Genomic DNA, 17,302 nt, shown 5'->3' with positions numbered 1-17,302 from the left:
GCATGGGGATTACGTCAGTGTTTATTGGTTTTGACTACGGTACGGCAAACTGCTCTGTGGCGGTGATGGATGACAACACGCCACGTCTGCTGAAAATGGAAAAAGAGAGCTCGCTGCTGCCGTCGATGCTGTGCGCGCCGACGCGCGAAGCCGTGAGCGAATGGCTGTATCGCCACCATCAGGTTCCGGCGACTGCCACAGAGACGCAGGCGTTACTGCGTCGTGCCGTGAATTTCAACCGCGACGAAGATATCGACGTCACGCCGTCCAGCGTGCAGTTTGGCTTGTCCTCTCTGGCGCAGTACATTGAAGATCCCGAAGAAGTTTACTTCGTTAAATCCCCCAAATCCTTCCTCGGTGCCAGCGGGCTTAAGCCGCAGCAGGTAGCCCTGTTTGAAGATCTGGTGTGCGCGATGATGCTGCACATTCGCAACCAGGCGCAGACGCAGGTGTCGGACGCGATCACCCAGGCCGTCATTGGCCGTCCGATTAACTTCCAGGGGCTGGGCGGCGATGAAGCCAACCAGCAGGCGCAGGGTATTCTTGAGCGCGCGGCCCATCGCGCCGGTTTCCGCGACGTTGTGTTTCAGTATGAGCCGGTCGCTGCGGGTCTGGATTTTGAAGCGACACTGCGCGAAGAGAAACGTGTGCTGGTGGTGGATATCGGTGGGGGTACTACCGACTGCTCCCTGCTGCTGATGGGGCCACAATGGCACCAGCGCCGCGACCGCGAAAACAGCCTGTTAGGGCACAGCGGTTGCCGCGTAGGCGGTAACGATCTGGATATCGCCCTGGCATTTAAAAGCCTGATGCCGCTGCTCGGTATGGGCGGGCAAACAGAAAAAGGGACCGCCCTGCCGATTCTGCCGTGGTGGAATGCCGTCGCGATTAACGACGTTCCGGCGCAGAGCGATTTCTACAGTACAGCTAACGGACGCTTCCTGAACGACCTGGTGCGTGACGCCCAGGACGGCGACAAAGTGGCCCTGCTGCATAAAGTCTGGCGTCAGCGTCTGAGCTACCGTGTGGTGCGCAGTGCAGAAGAGAGCAAAATTGCCCTCTCCGATGCGACCGAGCACGCCGTCACGCTGCCGTTTATCAGCGATGAACTGGCGACCGCCATTTCTCAGCATGGGCTTGAGACGGCGCTGTCGCAGCCGCTGCAGCGCATTCTGGAGCAGGTTCAGCTGGCACTGGAAAACGGTCACGAGAAGCCGGATGTGATCTACCTGACGGGCGGTAGCGCACGTTCACCACTGATCAAGAAAGCGCTGGCAGAACAGTTGCCGGGCATTCCGATTGCCGGTGGCGATGATTTTGGCTCCGTCACCGCCGGGCTGGCACGCTGGGCGAAGGTGATGTTCAGCTGATATTTGTCGGGGTCTGTGTGGGCTGATACCCTCCCCCCGCGTCCGGTAAGAGCGAGAAATTCTCAAAACGGCAGCTCAGGTTGCCGTTTTGCTTTTATCTCTCAGACAAATCCAGACAGTCTTTCATATTTCCTCCATTATTCCACTGCGTTGCCTGACTAAACTAGTATCATTCCCCGAAGTGTTTCAGGAAGAGAACGTATAACGATGAAAGGCAGCAAAAAATTCCGCTGGGCAATCGCCGCCGGTGTCATTGTGGTGGCCCTTGCCGCCGCGTGGTACTGGCACAATCAATCGGCGCAGAGTGCCGCTCCGGCAGGCGCTAACGGCCAGACGCAACGTCCTGCGGGCGGTGGACGCCACGGAATGCGCGGTGGGGCGCTTGCCCCGGTACAGGCCGCGACCGCCGTCAGCAAATCGGTTCCTCGTTATCTCACCGGTCTTGGGACGGTCACCGCTGCAAACACAGTGACCGTGCGCAGCCGCGTCGATGGACAGCTGATGGCGATCCACTTCCAGGAAGGCCAACAGGTCAAAGCTGGCGATCTGCTGGCTGAAATCGATCCGAGTCAGTTCAAAGTGGCGCTCGCGCAGGCGCAAGGCCAGCTCGCCAAAGATAAAGCAACGCTTGCCAACGCCCAGCGCGATCTGGCGCGTTATCAGCAACTGGTGAAAACCAATCTCGTTTCCCGTCAGGAGCTGGACACGCAGCAGTCGCTGGTGAGCGAAGCCCAGGGCACCATTAAAGCGGATGAAGCCGCCGTCGCCAGCGCACAATTGCAGCTCGACTGGAGCCGCATTACCGCACCGATTGACGGACGCGTCGGCCTGAAACAGGTCGATATCGGCAACCAGATCTCCAGTGGCGACACCACCGGCATCGTGGTGCTCACCCAAACGCATCCGATTGATCTCGTCTTCACCCTGCCGGAAAGCGAAATCGCCACCGTCGTTCAGGCACAAAAAAACGGCCAGACGCTGGCGGTAGAAGCCTGGGATCGCGCGAACAAAGCCAAGCTGAGCGACGGCCAACTATTGAGCCTGGATAACCAGATCGATACCACGACCGGCACTATCAAGCTTAAAGCCCGCTTTACCAATCAGGATGACGCCCTGTTCCCGAACCAGTTCGTCAACGCGCGCATGCTGGTCGCTACCGAAGAGAATGCGGTGGTGATCCCAACGGCGGCGCTGCAGATGGGCAACGAAGGCAACTTTGTTTGGGTACTGAACAGTGACAATAAAGTCAGCAAACATTTGGTGAAACCGGGCATTCAGGACAGCCAGACTGTGGTCATCAGCGCGGGCCTTTCCGCAGGCGATCGCGTGGTAACGGACGGGATCGACCGTCTGACCGAAGGGGCCAAAGTCGAAGTCGTTGAAGCACACACGGATACGGCCACCAGCGAAAAACCGGCTAAACGTGAACACGTGAAACAGGGAGCGGCGTCCTGATGCAGGTATTGCCACCCAGCTCCACAGGTGGGCCATCACGCCTGTTCATTTTACGCCCCGTCGCCACCACGCTGCTGATGGTGGCGATCCTGCTGGCAGGGATTATCGGCTATCGCTTCCTGCCCGTGTCGGCCCTGCCCGAAGTGGATTATCCAACGATTCAGGTCATCACCCTCTATCCTGGCGCCAGCCCGGATGTGGTGACGTCGGCGATCACTGCCCCGCTGGAGCGCCAGTTTGGGCAGATGTCGGGCCTGAAACAGATGTCATCGCAAAGCTCCGGCGGCGCGTCGGTGGTGACGCTGCAATTCCAGCTCACCCTGCCTCTCGACGTGGCCGAGCAGGAAGTGCAGGCGGCGATTAACGCAGCCACTAATCTGCTGCCCTCCGACCTGCCCAATCCACCGGTTTACAGCAAGGTCAATCCGGCGGATCCACCGATCATGACCCTCGCCGTCACCTCCTCCGCCATGCCGATGACACAGGTGGAAGATATGGTGGAAACGCGCGTGGCACAGAAGATCTCCCAGGTCTCCGGCGTCGGGCTGGTGACACTCTCCGGTGGTCAGCGTCCGGCCGTGCGCGTGAAACTGAACGCCCAGGCGATTGCCGCCCTCGGATTGACCAGCGAAACCATCCGCACCGCCATCAGTAGCGCCAACGTCAACTCGGCAAAAGGCTCGCTGGACGGCCCAACGCGCGCCGTCACGCTCTCGGCTAACGACCAGATGCAGTCCGCCGACGAGTATCGTCAGTTGATTGTGGCTTACCAGAACGGCGCCCCCATTCGCCTCGGTGATGTGGCCACCGTAGAGCAAGGCGCAGAAAACAGCTGGCTCGGCGCATGGGCCAACAAACAGCAGGCGATTGTGATGAACGTCCAGCGCCAGCCGGGCGCGAACATTATCGACACCGCCGACAGCATTCGCACTATGTTGCCGCAGCTGATCGAAAGCCTGCCGAAATCGGTGAGCGTCAAGGTCCTGTCGGATCGCACCACCAATATCCGCGCCTCCGTCAGCGACACCCAGTTCGAGCTGATGCTGGCGATTGCGCTGGTGGTGATGATTATTTACGTCTTCCTGCGTAACGTTCCAGCGACCATTATCCCTGCCGTCGCCGTTCCGCTGTCGCTGGTCGGGACCTTTGCGGTGATGGTGTTCCTCGATTTCTCCATCAACAACCTCACCCTGATGGCGCTCACCATCGCCACCGGGTTCGTGGTCGATGATGCAATCGTGGTCATCGAGAACATTTCGCGCTATATCGAAAAAGGTGAGAAGCCGCTGGCCGCAGCGCTAAAAGGCGCAGGCGAGATCGGCTTTACCATTATCTCCCTCACCTTCTCGCTGATTGCGGTGCTGATCCCGCTGCTGTTTATGGGCGATATCGTTGGCCGTCTGTTCCGCGAATTTGCCGTCACCCTGGCAGTGGCGATTCTCATCTCCGCCGTGGTCTCCCTGACGCTGACGCCGATGATGTGCGCCCGCATGCTGAGCGCGGAATCCCTGCGCAAGCAAAACCGTTTTTCTCGCGCCTCCGAGCGCCTGTTTGAACGTGTGATTGCGGCCTATGGCCGAATGCTGACCAAAGTGCTCAATCACCCGTGGGCGACGTTGAGCGTTGCGCTGGGGACACTGGCCCTGAGCGTGCTGCTGTGGGTGATGATCCCGAAAGGCTTCTTCCCGATTCAGGATAACGGCATTATTCAGGGTACGCTGCAGGCACCGCAGTCCGTCTCCTTCGCCAGCATGGCCCAGCGCCAGCAGCAGGTATCCGAGGTGATCATGAAAGATCCGGCGGTCGAGAGCCTGACGTCGTTTGTCGGCGTCGACGGCACCAATCCGTCACTGAACAGCGCTCGCCTGCAGATCAATCTCAAACCGCTGGACGACCGCGACGATCGCGTGAATACCGTGATCGAACGGCTGCAAAATGCGGTGGCGAGAGTGCCGGGTGTCGAGCTGTATCTGCAGCCGACTCAGGATTTGACCATCGATACCACCGTCAGCCGCACCCAGTACCAGTTCACCCTGCAGGCCACCAGCCTGGAGGCGCTCAGCACCTGGGTTCCACAACTGGTCAGTAAGCTCCAGGAACTGCCGCAGCTGTCGGACGTGAGCAGCGACTGGCAGGATCAGGGGCTGGCTGCCTACGTCAACGTTAACCGTGACACCGCCAGCCGTCTGGGCATTTCCATGGCCGATGTGGATAACGCGCTGTACAACGCCTTCGGCCAGCGCCTGATCTCCACGATCTACACCCAAGCCAACCAGTATCGCGTGGTGCTGGAGCATAACACTGAACAGACGCCGGGCCTTGCGGCGCTGGATTCGATTCGCCTGACCAGCAAAGACGGCGGGATGGTGCCGCTGAGCGCAATTGCCACCGTCGAGCAGCGCTTTACGCCGCTCTCCATCAACCATCTCGACCAGTTCCCGTCCACCACCATTTCGTTTAACGTGCCGGACAATTACTCCCTCGGGGAAGCGGTGGAGTCCATTCTCAACGCCGAGAAAACCCTCAGCTTCCCGACGGATATCCAGACTCAGTTCCAGGGCAGCACCCTGGCGTTCCAGGCCGCACTCGGGAACACCATCTGGCTTATCGTGGCGGCGGTGGTGGCGATGTATATCGTGCTCGGTGTGCTGTATGAGAGCTTTATCCATCCTGTCACGATCCTCTCCACCCTGCCCACGGCGGGCGTGGGCGCGCTGCTGGCGCTGATGCTGTCGGGCAGTGAGCTGGATGTGATCGCGATTATCGGCATTATTTTGCTGATCGGCATCGTCAAGAAAAACGCCATAATGATGATCGACTTCGCTCTTGCCGCCGAGCGCGAACAGGGCATGGCCCCGCGCGAGGCCATTTTCCAGGCCTGCCTGCTGCGTTTTCGCCCGATCCTGATGACCACCATGGCCGCCCTGCTTGGCGCACTGCCGCTGATGCTCAGTACCGGCGTCGGTGCGGAATTGCGCCGTCCGCTGGGGATCGGTATGGTCGGCGGTTTGCTGGTAAGCCAGGTGCTGACGCTGTTCACCACGCCGGTGATTTACCTGCTGTTTGACAGCCTGGCGCTGAGGCTCAAAGCGCGCTTCCCGAAACGTGAAGAGGAGGCGTAAGTGAAGTTTTTCGCCCTCTTCATTTACCGCCCGGTGGCAACGATTTTGATCTCCCTCGCCATCACCCTGTGCGGCGTGCTCGGCTTCCGGCTGCTGCCGGTGGCCCCGCTGCCGCAGGTGGATTTCCCGGTGATCATGATCAGCGCCTCCCTGCCCGGCGCGTCGCCAGAAACGATGGCCTCGTCGGTGGCCACGCCGCTGGAGCGCTCTCTCGGGCGCATTGCGGGCGTCAGTGAAATGACCTCCAGCAGTTCCCTCGGCAGCACGCGAATCATTCTGGAATTCAACTTTGATCGCGATATCAATGGCGCCGCCCGCGACGTGCAGGCCGCCATCAACGCCGCGCAAAGCCTGCTGCCCAGCGGCATGCCGAGCCGGCCGACCTATCGCAAAGCCAACCCGTCCGATGCGCCGATTATGATTCTGACGCTGACATCAGACACCTACTCCCAGGGCGAACTGTACGATTTCGCCTCGACGCAGCTGGCACAGACCATCGCCCAGATCGACGGCGTCGGCGACGTCGATGTCGGCGGTAGCTCCCTGCCCGCCGTGCGCGTGGGCCTGAACCCGCAAGCGCTGTTTAACCAGGGGGTCTCGCTGGATGATGTGCGCAGCGCCATCAGCAATGCCAACGTGCGCAGGCCGCAGGGGGCGATTGAGGACAGCAGCCATCGCTGGCAGATCCAGACCAACGACGAGCTAAAAACCGCGGCGGAATATCAGCCGCTGATTATTCACTACAACAACGGCGCGGCGGTGCGTTTAAGCGATGTGGCCAGTGTCACCGACTCGGTGCAGGACGTGCGTAACGCCGGGATGACGAACGCCAAACCGGCAATTTTGCTGATGATCCGCAAACTGCCGGAAGCCAATATCATCCAGACGGTGAACAGCATTCGCGAGCGCCTGCCGGAACTGCAGGAGACGATTCCGGCGGCGATCGATCTGCAAATCGCCCAGGACCGCTCCCCGACCATCCGCGCCTCGCTGGAAGAGGTCGAGCAGACGCTGATTATCTCCGTCGGGCTGGTTATCCTGGTGGTGTTCCTGTTCCTGCGCTCCGGTCGCGCGACGCTAATCCCCGCCGTGGCGGTGCCCGTATCGCTGATTGGCACCTTCGCCGCCATGTACCTGTGCGGATTTAGTCTTAACAACCTGTCGCTGATGGCCCTGACTATCGCCACCGGATTCGTGGTCGATGACGCCATCGTGGTGCTGGAAAATATTTCGCGCCATCTGGAAGCGGGGATGAAACCGTTGCAGGCCGCGCTTCAGGGGACGCGTGAAGTGGGCTTTACGGTGCTCTCCATGAGCCTGTCGCTGGTGGCGGTATTTCTGCCGCTGCTGCTGATGGGCGGGCTGCCGGGGCGGTTATTGCGCGAGTTCGCCGTCACGCTTTCTGTCGCCATAGGTATTTCGCTGGTGATCTCCCTGACCCTGACGCCGATGATGTGCGGCTGGATGCTTAAGCGCAGCAAGCCCCATTCCCAGCCGCGTAAAAAAGGCGTTGGCCGCCTGCTGGTGGCGATGCAGGAGGGTTACGGCAAGTCACTGAAATGGGTGCTGAACCATACGCGAATCGTCGGTTTTGTGCTGGTGGGTACCATCGCACTCAACGTCTGGATGTACATCAGCATTCCGAAAACCTTTTTCCCCGAGCAGGACACAGGCGTGCTGATGGGCGGGATTCAGGCTGACCAGAGCATTTCATTCCAGGCGATGCGCGTGAAGCTGCAGGATTTCATGAAGATCATCCGGGAAGATCCTGCTGTTGATAACGTGACGGGCTTTACCGGCGGTTCGCGCGTTAACAGCGGGATGATGTTTATCACCCTGAAAGCACGCGGCGAGCGCAACGAAACGGCGCAGCAGGTGATCGACCGCCTGCGCGTGAAGCTCGCCAAAGAGCCGGGCGCGAATCTGTTTTTGATGGCCGTTCAGGATATCCGCGTCGGTGGGCGTCAGGCTAACGCCAGCTATCAGTACACCCTTTTGTCAGACGATCTGGCCGCCCTGCGCGAGTGGGAGCCGAAAATCCGTAAAGCACTGGCCGCCCTGCCGGAGCTGGCCGATGTGAACTCGGACCAGCAGGATAACGGCGCGGAGATGAACCTGACCTATGACCGCGAAACCATGGCGCGGCTCGGCATTAACGTTGAAGCGGCCAACAGTTTGCTCAACAACGCCTTTGGTCAGCGCCAGATTTCCACTATCTACCAGCCGATGAACCAGTACAAAGTGGTGATGGAGGTCGATCCACGCTACACCCAGGACATCAGCGCGCTGGATAAGATGTACGTTATCAACAACGAAGGTAAATCGATCCCCCTCTCCTACTTCGCCAGCTGGCAGCCCGCCAACGCGCCGCTGTCGGTAAACCATCAGGGGCTGTCGGCGGCGTCAACGGTGTCATTTAACCTGCCAACCGGTTCGTCGCTATCTGAGGCCAGCGATGCGATCAACCGCGCCATGACCCAGCTTGGCGTGCCGTCGACCGTGCGCGGCAGCTTTGCAGGCACCGCGCAGGTGTTCCAGGAGACGATGAACTCACAGGTGATTTTGATCCTGGCGGCGATTGCGACGGTCTATATCGTGCTCGGCATTCTGTACGAAAGCTACGTCCATCCGCTGACGATCCTCTCCACCCTGCCGTCGGCGGGCGTCGGCGCGCTGCTGGCGCTGGAGTTATTCGGCGCACCCTTTAGCCTCATTGCGCTTATCGGGATCATGTTATTAATAGGCATCGTGAAGAAAAACGCGATCATGATGGTCGATTTCGCCCTCGACGCGCAGCGCAACGGCAATATGTCGCCGCAGGACGCCATTTTCCAGGCCTGCCTGCTGCGCTTCCGCCCGATTATGATGACCACGCTGGCGGCGCTGTTTGGCGCACTGCCGCTGGTGATTTCCGGCGGTGATGGCTCTGAACTGCGCCAGCCGCTGGGGATCACCATCGTCGGCGGGCTGGTGATGAGCCAGCTATTGACGCTCTATACCACACCGGTGGTGTATCTGTTCTTCGACCGCCTGCGGGTGCGTTTTTCACGTAAAAACAGAGAAACGGTAAGCGAGTAAATGACTGATTTGCCCAACAATGTTCGCTGGCAACTGTGGATTGTCGCCTTCGGCTTCTTTATGCAGTCGCTGGATACCACCATTGTTAACACCGCCCTCCCCTCGATGGCGAAAAGCCTGGGGGAGAGTCCGCTGCATATGCACATGGTCATCGTCTCCTATGTGCTGACGGTGGCGGTGATGTTGCCCGCCAGCGGCTGGCTGGCGGACAAAGTTGGGGTGCGCAATATCTTCTTCACCGCCATTATTCTGTTCACCCTCGGCTCGCTGTTTTGCGCGCAGGCCGACACGCTGAACGAGCTGGTGATGGCGCGCGTGCTGCAGGGCGTCGGCGGAGCGATGATGGTGCCCGTCGGCAGACTGACGGTGATGAAAATCGTGCCGCGCGAACAATATATGGCGGCGATGACCTTCGTGACGCTGCCCGGCCAGGTCGGGCCATTGCTCGGCCCTGCCCTCGGCGGGATTCTGGTGGAGTACGCCTCCTGGCACTGGATTTTCCTGATCAATCTTCCGGTCGGGGTGGTCGGCGCAATCGCCACGCTGTGGCTGATGCCAAACTACAAAATGCAGACGCGGCGCTTTGATCTCTTCGGTTTTGTGCTGCTGGCAGCGGGCATGGCGACGCTGACCCTGGCGCTGGACGGGCAAAAAGGGCTGGGGATTTCCACCCTCACGCTGGCGCTGCTGGTGACTATCGGCGTTCTGTCGGTGCTGTGGTATCTGTGGCACGCCAGGGATAACGACCAGGCGCTGTTCAGCCTGTCGCTGTTTCGCAATCACACCTTCCGCCTCGGGCTGCTCGGCAGCTTCGCCGGGCGTCTTGGCAGCGGCATGTTGCCGTTTATGACGCCGGTGTTCCTGCAGATCGGACTGGGCTTTTCGCCGTTCCACGCCGGTTTGATGATGATCCCGATGGTGCTTGGCAGCATGGGCATGAAACGCATTGTGGTGCAGGTGGTGAACCGCTTTGGCTATCGCCGGGTGCTGGTCGCCGCAACGCTGGGACTGGCGCTGATCAGCCTGCTGTTTATGGCCGTGGCGCTGATGGGCTGGTATTACGCTCTGCCGCTGGTGCTGTTCTTCCAGGGGGTGATTAACTCCACGCGTTTCTCGTCGATGAACACCCTGACGCTGAAGGATCTGCCCGACGAACTGGCGAGCAGCGGCAACAGTTTGCTGTCGATGATCATGCAGCTCTCCATGAGCGTGGGCGTGACCGTCGCGGGCCTGCTGCTCGGCATGTACGGTCAGCATCATCTGGGCGCTGGTACCGCTGGCGCGCATCAGGTCTTCCTTTACACCTATCTCAGCATGGCGGTGATTATCGCCCTGCCCGCCTTAATTTTCGCCCGGGTCCCGGATGATACCAGCAAAAACGTCGTCATCAGCCGACGTAAAAGGAGTGAGTTATGAAATTCTGGCGCCCCGGCATTACTGGAAAACTGTTTCTGGCGATTTTCGCCACCTGTATCGTGCTGCTTATTACTATGCACTGGGCCGTGCGGGTCAGCTTCGAGCGGGGTTTTATCGACTACATTAAGCGCGGAAACGAACAGCGACTGCAGGGCTTGAGCGACGCGCTGGCCGATCAGTATGCCCTGCACGGCAACTGGCGTTTCTTGCGCAATAACGACCGTTTTGTGTTCCAGATCCTCAAATCGCTTGAGCATGATAACGACGACGATCGCCCGGGGCCGGGAATGCCGCCGCACGGCTGGCGCACGCAGTTCTGGGTGATCGACCAGGATAAATACGTGCTGGTTGGGCCTCGCGCGCCGGTTCCGCCTGACGGCACCCGGCGGGCCATTATGTTTAACGGTGCCACTGTCGGCTGGGTGATCGCCTCGCCGGTCGAACGGCTGACGCGCAACACGGATATCAACTTTGATCGCCAGCAACGCCAGACCAGCTGGCTGATTGTCGCCCTCTCCACCCTGCTTGCGGCACTGGCGACGTTCCCGCTGGCGCGCGGCCTGCTGGCCCCCGTCAAACGGCTGGTGGAAGGCACGCACAAGCTGGCGGCAGGAGACTTTACCACCCGCGTGGATACCCGTAGCCAGGACGAGCTGGGCAAACTGGCGCAGGACTTCAACCAGCTCGCCAGTACGCTTGAGAAAAACCAGCAGATGCGCCGCGATTTTATGGCCGATATTTCCCACGAGCTGCGCACGCCGCTGGCAGTGCTGCGCGGTGAACTGGAAGCCATTCAGGACGGTGTACGTCAGTTTACGCCTGAGTCCGTCACCTCGTTGCAGGCAGAAGTGGGCACCCTGACCAAGCTGGTGGACGATCTGCATCAGCTTTCCATGTCCGATGAGGGCGCGCTGGCCTATCAAAAAGCCCCTGTCGATGTGATCAATATTCTGGAAGTGGTCAGCGGCGCGTTCCGCGAACGCTTCGCCAGTCGGAATCTGAACATTGAACTCTCCCTGCCGGATAGCGCCGTGGTCTTCGGCGATCCTGACCGTCTGATGCAGCTGTTTAATAACCTGCTGGAAAACAGTCTGCGCTATACGGACGGCGGCGGCGCACTGCGCATTTCTGGTCGCGTCGAAGACGGGCGTTTCGCCCTCACCTTTGCCGATTCCGCACCGGGAGTGCAGGACGCGCAGCTGGAGAAACTGTTCGAGCGCTTTTACCGCACCGAAGGCTCCCGCAACCGTGCCAGCGGCGGTTCGGGCCTGGGGCTGGCGATTTGCGTTAACATCGTCGAGGCGCACGGCGGCACTATCCACGCCGCCCATTCGCCTTTTGGCGGGGTTAGCATTACAGTAGAGTTACCGCTGGAACGCGATTTATCGAGAGAAGTATGACTGAGTTACCCATTGACGAAAACACGCCACGCATTCTGATCGTGGAGGACGAGCCTAAGCTTGGGCAGTTATTGATCGACTATTTACGCGCGGCAAGCTATGCCCCCACGCTGATTAATCACGGCGATCAGGTGCTGCCCTATGTGCGCCAGACGCCGCCGCATCTGATCCTGCTGGATCTCATGCTCCCTGGCACCGACGGCCTGACGCTGTGCCGCGAAATCCGCCGTTTTTCCGACGTACCGATTGTGATGGTGACGGCGAAAATCGAAGAGATCGATCGCCTGCTGGGGCTGGAAATCGGTGCCGATGATTACATCTGCAAACCCTACAGCCCGCGTGAAGTGGTCGCCCGCGTGAAAACGATTCTGCGTCGCTGCCGTCCACAGCGCGAACTACAGGTGCTCGACGCCGAAAGCCCGCTGATTGTCGATGAGAGCCGCTTCCAGGCAAGCTGGCGCAGCAAACTGCTGGACCTGACACCGGCGGAATTCCGCCTGCTGAAAACCCTCTCTCACGAGCCGGGGAAAGTGTTCTCCCGCGAACAGCTGCTGAATCATCTCTATGACGATTACCGGGTGGTGACGGACCGCACCATCGACAGCCATATCAAAAACTTGCGCCGTAAACTGGAATCGCTCGACGCCGATCAGTCGTTTATCCGCGCGGTGTACGGCGTGGGGTATCGCTGGGAGGCGGATGCCTGTCGGATCGCGTAAAAGAATTTCCCCCATCAAATCTGACCCGCCCGCTGGCGGGTTTTTCTTCACTAGAAAGTCTCACATTATCATCCATACTCTTCTTGTCGGTGCGTTTAGCTGTCGCCTGTTTCTCGTTAACTTTCCTCAAGGAGTGTTTTATGGCTGGTTGGTTCGAACTAAGCAAAAGCAGTGACGGGCAGTTCAGGTTTGTTCTGAAAGCAGGAAACGGAGAAATTATCCTCACCAGTGAGCTGTACACCACAAAATCCGCAGCAGAAAACGGCATTGCCTCCGTGCGTACCAATAGCCCGCACGATGAGCGCTATGAGAAAAAAACGGCGACCAACGGGAAATATCACTTCAACCTGAAGGCGGCAAACCACCAGGTGATCGGTTCAAGCCAGCTTTATGCTTCCGAGCAGACGCGGGAAAGTGGTATCGCCTCGGTGAAAAATAATGGCTCCAGCCAGACGGTGAAAGATTTAACCTGACCCGCCAGACCCGCCAGACCCGCCGGGCAGGCTTTGCCGCCAACCGGCGCTTTACCTCCCTCCCCCGCAGCGCTACAATGCCCGCCCTTAAAGTAGGGGATCTCCCCTTACCGCTGCACCAGGTGCACGCGGATCTGACCTGTCATCAGAACGAGAACAAACATGTTTAAACCAGAACTCCTTTCCCCGGCGGGAACGCTGCAGAATATGCGTTACGCTTTCGCTTACGGTGCCGATGCGGTGTATGCGGGCCAGCCGCGTTACTCTCTGCGCGTGCGTAATAACGAATTCAACCACGAGAATTTGCAGCTCGGCATCAACGAAGCGCATGCCCTGGGCAAAAAATTCTACGTGGTCGTGAACATCGCGCCGCACAACGCCAAGCTGAAAACGTTTATTCGCGATCTGAAGCCGGTTGTGGAAATGGGTCCTGATGCGCTGATTATGTCCGATCCCGGTTTAATCATGCTGGTGCGTGAGAACTTCCCGGAGATGGATATCCATCTTTCCGTGCAGGCCAACGCCGTCAACTGGGCGACGGTCAAATTCTGGAAACAGATGGGCCTGACGCGTGTGATTCTGTCGCGCGAGCTCTCTCTTGAAGAGATCGAAGAGATTCGCACTCAGGTGCCGGAAATGGAACTCGAAATCTTCGTTCACGGCGCCCTGTGCATGGCCTACTCTGGCCGCTGCCTGCTCTCCGGCTACATCAACAAGCGCGACCCGAATCAGGGAACCTGCACCAACGCCTGCCGCTGGGAATATAACGTCCAGGAAGGGAAAGAAGATGATGTGGGCAACATCGTGCACAAGCATGAACCGATTCCGGTGAAAACCGTGGAGCCGACGCTGGGCGTGGGCGCACCAACCGACAGCGTGTTTATGATTGAAGAGGCCAAACGTCCGGGCGAATACATGACGGCGTTTGAAGACGAACACGGCACCTACATCATGAACTCCAAAGACCTGCGCGCGATTGCGCACGTCGAGCGTCTGACGCAGATGGGCGTGCACTCGCTTAAAATCGAAGGCCGCACCAAGTCTTACTACTACTGCGCCCGTACCGCACAGGTGTACCGTAAAGCCATTGACGACGCCGCAGCGGGAAAACCGTTTGATACCAGCCTGCTGGAAACCCTGGAAGGCCTGGCCCATCGCGGCTACACCGAAGGCTTCCTGCGTCGTCATACTCATGACGATTATCAGAACTACGAGCACGGCTACTCCATCTCCGAGCGCCAGCAGTTTGTCGGCGACTTTACCGGCGCGCGCAAAGGCCCGCTGGCGGCAGTGGCAGTAAAAAATAAATTCACCAAAGGCGACAGCCTGGAGCTGATGACCCCGCAGGGCAATATCAACTTCACGCTGGAGCATCTGGAGAACGGTAAAGGCGAAGCAATCACCGTCGCCCCTGGGGATGGTCACACCGTGTGGCTGCCGGTACCGGAAGAGGTGGAGCTGGAATACGCGCTGCTGATGCGCAATTTTGCCGGCGAAAGCACCCGTAATCCGCACAGTAAATAGTCAACTGTCGGGATTTTTTCAGCATGGGATAATTCTTAGAATCGGATCACATACCGCTTCGTTCAATACGGGTATTATCCCCTGCGCTGAAAAACATAACCCATAAATGCTAGCTGTACCAGGAACCACCTCCTTAGCCTGCGTAATCTCCCTTACGCAGGCTTATTTTTTTTGATTAAGACAATGAAATAAAAGGATTTATTTCTGGTAGCGTCCACGCATTGACCACATTGATAGCTAAAGCCCTGCATATGCGGGGCTTTTTTTTAACTGAGGCTGATAGATAAATCATATTTAGTCAGTAACGAGCATGCTTTTGACCGTCTGCTATGAGCGAGGAGCGGACTGTCGCCAGTAAAACAGTTTTATCTTTTCGTTGCTTCGATTCCTTAATGCGACAAAAACCGATAATGTCATCATTATTATTTCAGTGTTAGCGAGGCTAGTCATGCCGTTTAATACTTTAAAAACGCATCAATTTAAGGTCCGTCTGTTTAGCGCCATCGCGGTTAGTCTGGGGTGTATTCTGTTTGGGTCCGCCATTACACTGTGGCAGACGGTCTCGAATACGCAGCAGGAAACCTGGACCCAGTTGCGGAATGCACAACAAAGGATTGACTCGTCCCTGGACAACGCCCATCAGGTGGCCCTTGCTGTAAGGGAAAGCCTTGGAAAACCCTGCAACGATATTGTGCCTCTACTCAGGACGCAGGTGGCAATCTCACCGGATGTGCGAAGCATTCTTTTGGCCCATGGCAATAACATCTATTGCTCTTCCCTCTACGGCCCGTATCAGGAACGCATCAACATTGATAATTATACGAAAGGCCAGCTCTTTCTCATGAAGGGCAACTGGGTAAAAGTGGACCAGCCGATCGTTATTTACCGTGACGTTGTTGGCAACGACAGTATAACGGTGCGAATTTATGGGTACCTGTTACTCTCCGAACTCAATAATTTAAGCACCAATACCCCCCTGAGCCTCGTTGTGGGGAAACAACGATGGCAAGCCGGGAAAACGCCCACAGATCAGTTATTCCCACTTGAAACGCCAGGTTATATGGAGCAACCATCAACGCGTTACCCGTTTCGCATCGTTACCCGCCTGTATCCCGCTGACTACATAGATAATATCTGGCGCTTCTCAAAATTCAGCCTCATTGCATGGGCTCTCCTGGGTCTGGTATCTGGTATCTGGGCGTTCAGAAAATCGGGGCGTATTCACTCGCCTGAGCAAGAATTGCGCGGGGCACTGGATCACCAGGAGTTTATTCCCTATATCCAGCCCGTAGTGTCTGGAGATCATACTCAGTTGACCGGCTGTGAAGTACTGATGCGCTGGCAGCATCCCCGGCAAGGTATGATATCACCGGATCGTTTCATCCCTATGGCGGAACACAGTGGTCTCATCATCCCTATGACACGGAATTTGATAACTCAGGTACGGGAACAGTTTGCCCCCTGTGTACAACAGTTACCAAGGAACTTCCATTTCGGTTTCAATATCTGTGCAGCGCACTTCAGGGACTTTAGCCTGGTGGAGGATTGTTGTGAGTTCATCGCAAGCTTTCGGGAAAATCCCATCAAACTGGTCCTGGAGTTAACCGAGCGTGAACTGCTCGTAGTGGATGACGTCACTCACAGACTGATTGCAGAACTGCACAAGCTCGGTGTTCTTATTGCCATTGATGACTTCGGAACCGGTAATTCCAGCCTGAGTTACCTGCAAAACCTGAGGATCGATATTCTCAAAATTGATAAGAGCTTTGTCAGCATGATTGGGACTGACGCGATCTCTGCCCATCTTGTTGATAATGTGATTGACCTTGCAACCAGGCTCGATCTTAAACTAGTGGCCGAAGGGGTGGAGAACGAAGAGCAGTCTGCCTACCTGAGAGCCCGTAAAGTGACCTACCTGCAAGGTTATTTGTATGGCAGGCCCATGCCAGTGAAGGAATTTCTCAGTCTGGTGTCGCCATGAGAGTTATGCGGCACGGTTGCAAATATCATTCAGTATCGCATTTGATAACATGGAACCTCGTTTTCTCACCGGAGAAACAGATGAATCCTTTCCATGGCCGGTATTTTCAGGGCTATTCGCTGGTACTGCAATTACAGGATCAGCTATCGTGCACTGTAGGAATGTTAGCCGAGCGTGGAGTGAATGTTGACTACACTACGATTTATCGCTTGGATCAGAGTTACGCTCCCGAAATGGAAAAGCGACTGCACGGGTACTGGCGGTGAACAAAGTACTTGTGAATTAGGTCTTTTTTTTCAATGAGAACACCCGGTTTGCGATCCAGTTTGCAACTGAGGTCTTTTTATAGTGTTCAACTAAAAATGAACACGGTATTAGAGTATTTCCACAACCGTTATAACGTCCGTTTCTGGCACTTTGCAGGCGGTCATGTGATTACGGTCATGTTATTAACAGCACAAATCTAACAGATACAAAAAGCCCCGCAATTGCGGGGCTTTCTCGTTGGTCACATCCAGTGTATCTGCTGCTGTCCTGATGTAGTCGGGTGTGGTGGTGCTGGCACGATCTCACCCGGTGAAACGATAAAACGCGAAAGGGTTTCGGTCGTGACAAAGGTGCAACTGCAGTTGATATTTTGGCACTGATGATAACGCTCTTTTGTCGTGTCTGAAAAATAGCGACTCGTGCGAGCATGAGCGGCGTGATGGCATTTAGGACAGTGAAACATGGTGAGCACCTTTGAACGTTTCCGATGCATGCAT

Annotated in this window: 11 protein-coding genes and 1 pseudogene; 11 read left to right on the top strand and 1 reads right to left on the bottom strand. The window is 57.4% G+C overall.

Annotation, left to right across the window (positions count from 1 at the left end; all coding sequences use genetic code 11):
* Positions 1 to 17 precede the first annotated feature (17 nt).
* The 11 genes and pseudogenes from yegD to OVA10_RS10045 form a co-directional block, all read left to right on the top strand.
* Entirely contained in the window at positions 18 to 1,370 is a 1,353-nt protein-coding gene (yegD, locus tag OVA10_RS10095) for a molecular chaperone (protein ID WP_129035988.1), read from the top strand.
* Positions 1,371 to 1,577: 207 nt separating this feature from the next.
* The gene (locus OVA10_RS10090; RefSeq protein WP_102104101.1) at positions 1,578 to 2,825 is read left to right on the top strand and encodes an MdtA/MuxA family multidrug efflux RND transporter periplasmic adaptor subunit; all 1,248 of its coding nucleotides are present in this window, start codon (positions 1,578 to 1,580) and stop codon (positions 2,823 to 2,825) included.
* Positions 2,825 to 5,947 (top strand): MdtB/MuxB family multidrug efflux RND transporter permease subunit, encoded by a 3,123-nt coding sequence (locus OVA10_RS10085; RefSeq protein ID WP_194512985.1) that lies wholly within the window; start codon positions 2,825 to 2,827, stop codon positions 5,945 to 5,947. Before OVA10_RS10090 ends, OVA10_RS10085 begins: the two co-directional genes overlap by 1 nt.
* Positions 5,948 to 9,025, top strand: a complete 3,078-nt coding sequence (mdtC, locus tag OVA10_RS10080; RefSeq protein WP_194512986.1) for a multidrug efflux RND transporter permease subunit MdtC — start codon at positions 5,948 to 5,950, stop codon at positions 9,023 to 9,025. It begins immediately after the preceding gene.
* Positions 9,026 to 10,441 carry an MFS transporter gene (locus tag OVA10_RS10075; RefSeq protein WP_268195851.1) on the top strand — a complete coding sequence of 472 codons (1,416 nt, stop codon included), beginning with the start codon at positions 9,026 to 9,028 and terminating at the stop codon, positions 10,439 to 10,441.
* Positions 10,438 to 11,841 carry a two-component system sensor histidine kinase BaeS gene (gene baeS / locus OVA10_RS10070; RefSeq protein WP_123427413.1) on the top strand — a complete coding sequence of 468 codons (1,404 nt, stop codon included), beginning with the start codon at positions 10,438 to 10,440 and terminating at the stop codon, positions 11,839 to 11,841. Before OVA10_RS10075 ends, baeS begins: the two co-directional genes overlap by 4 nt.
* Positions 11,838 to 12,560 (top strand): two-component system response regulator BaeR, encoded by a 723-nt coding sequence (gene baeR / locus OVA10_RS10065; RefSeq protein WP_123427411.1) that lies wholly within the window; start codon positions 11,838 to 11,840, stop codon positions 12,558 to 12,560. The genes baeS and baeR overlap by 4 nt, the downstream gene beginning before the upstream one ends.
* 140 nt (positions 12,561 to 12,700) lie before the next feature.
* Positions 12,701 to 13,033 (top strand): YegP family protein, encoded by a 333-nt coding sequence (locus OVA10_RS10060; RefSeq protein WP_123427409.1) that lies wholly within the window; start codon positions 12,701 to 12,703, stop codon positions 13,031 to 13,033.
* A gap of 162 nt (positions 13,034 to 13,195) precedes the next feature.
* Positions 13,196 to 14,557, top strand: a complete 1,362-nt coding sequence (gene trhP, locus OVA10_RS10055) for a prephenate-dependent tRNA uridine(34) hydroxylase TrhP (RefSeq protein WP_100779590.1) — start codon at positions 13,196 to 13,198, stop codon at positions 14,555 to 14,557.
* Positions 14,558 to 15,005: 448 nt separating this feature from the next.
* Complete coding sequence (locus OVA10_RS10050) at positions 15,006 to 16,538, top strand: EAL domain-containing protein (RefSeq protein WP_268195849.1); 1,533 nt, start codon at positions 15,006 to 15,008, stop codon at positions 16,536 to 16,538.
* Between the two features lie 80 nt (positions 16,539 to 16,618).
* Positions 16,619 to 16,801, top strand: a pseudogene (locus OVA10_RS10045) (IS6 family transposase); the annotation flags it as partial.
* A 245-nt stretch (positions 16,802 to 17,046) separates the two neighbouring features.
* Here OVA10_RS10045 and OVA10_RS10040 read toward each other — a convergent pair.
* A complete protein-coding gene (locus tag OVA10_RS10040) occupies positions 17,047 to 17,268 on the bottom strand; it encodes a DNA-binding transcriptional regulator (protein ID WP_123427401.1) in 222 nt (73 codons plus the stop codon).
* Positions 17,269 to 17,302 lie beyond the last annotated feature (34 nt).

This window comes from Lelliottia sp. SL45 (assembly GCF_026672535.1).
Lineage (GTDB): Bacteria > Pseudomonadota > Gammaproteobacteria > Enterobacterales > Enterobacteriaceae > Enterobacter > Enterobacter nimipressuralis.
Note: the sequence above shows the minus strand (reverse complement) of the source record. Positions and strands in the feature narration are given on the sequence as shown.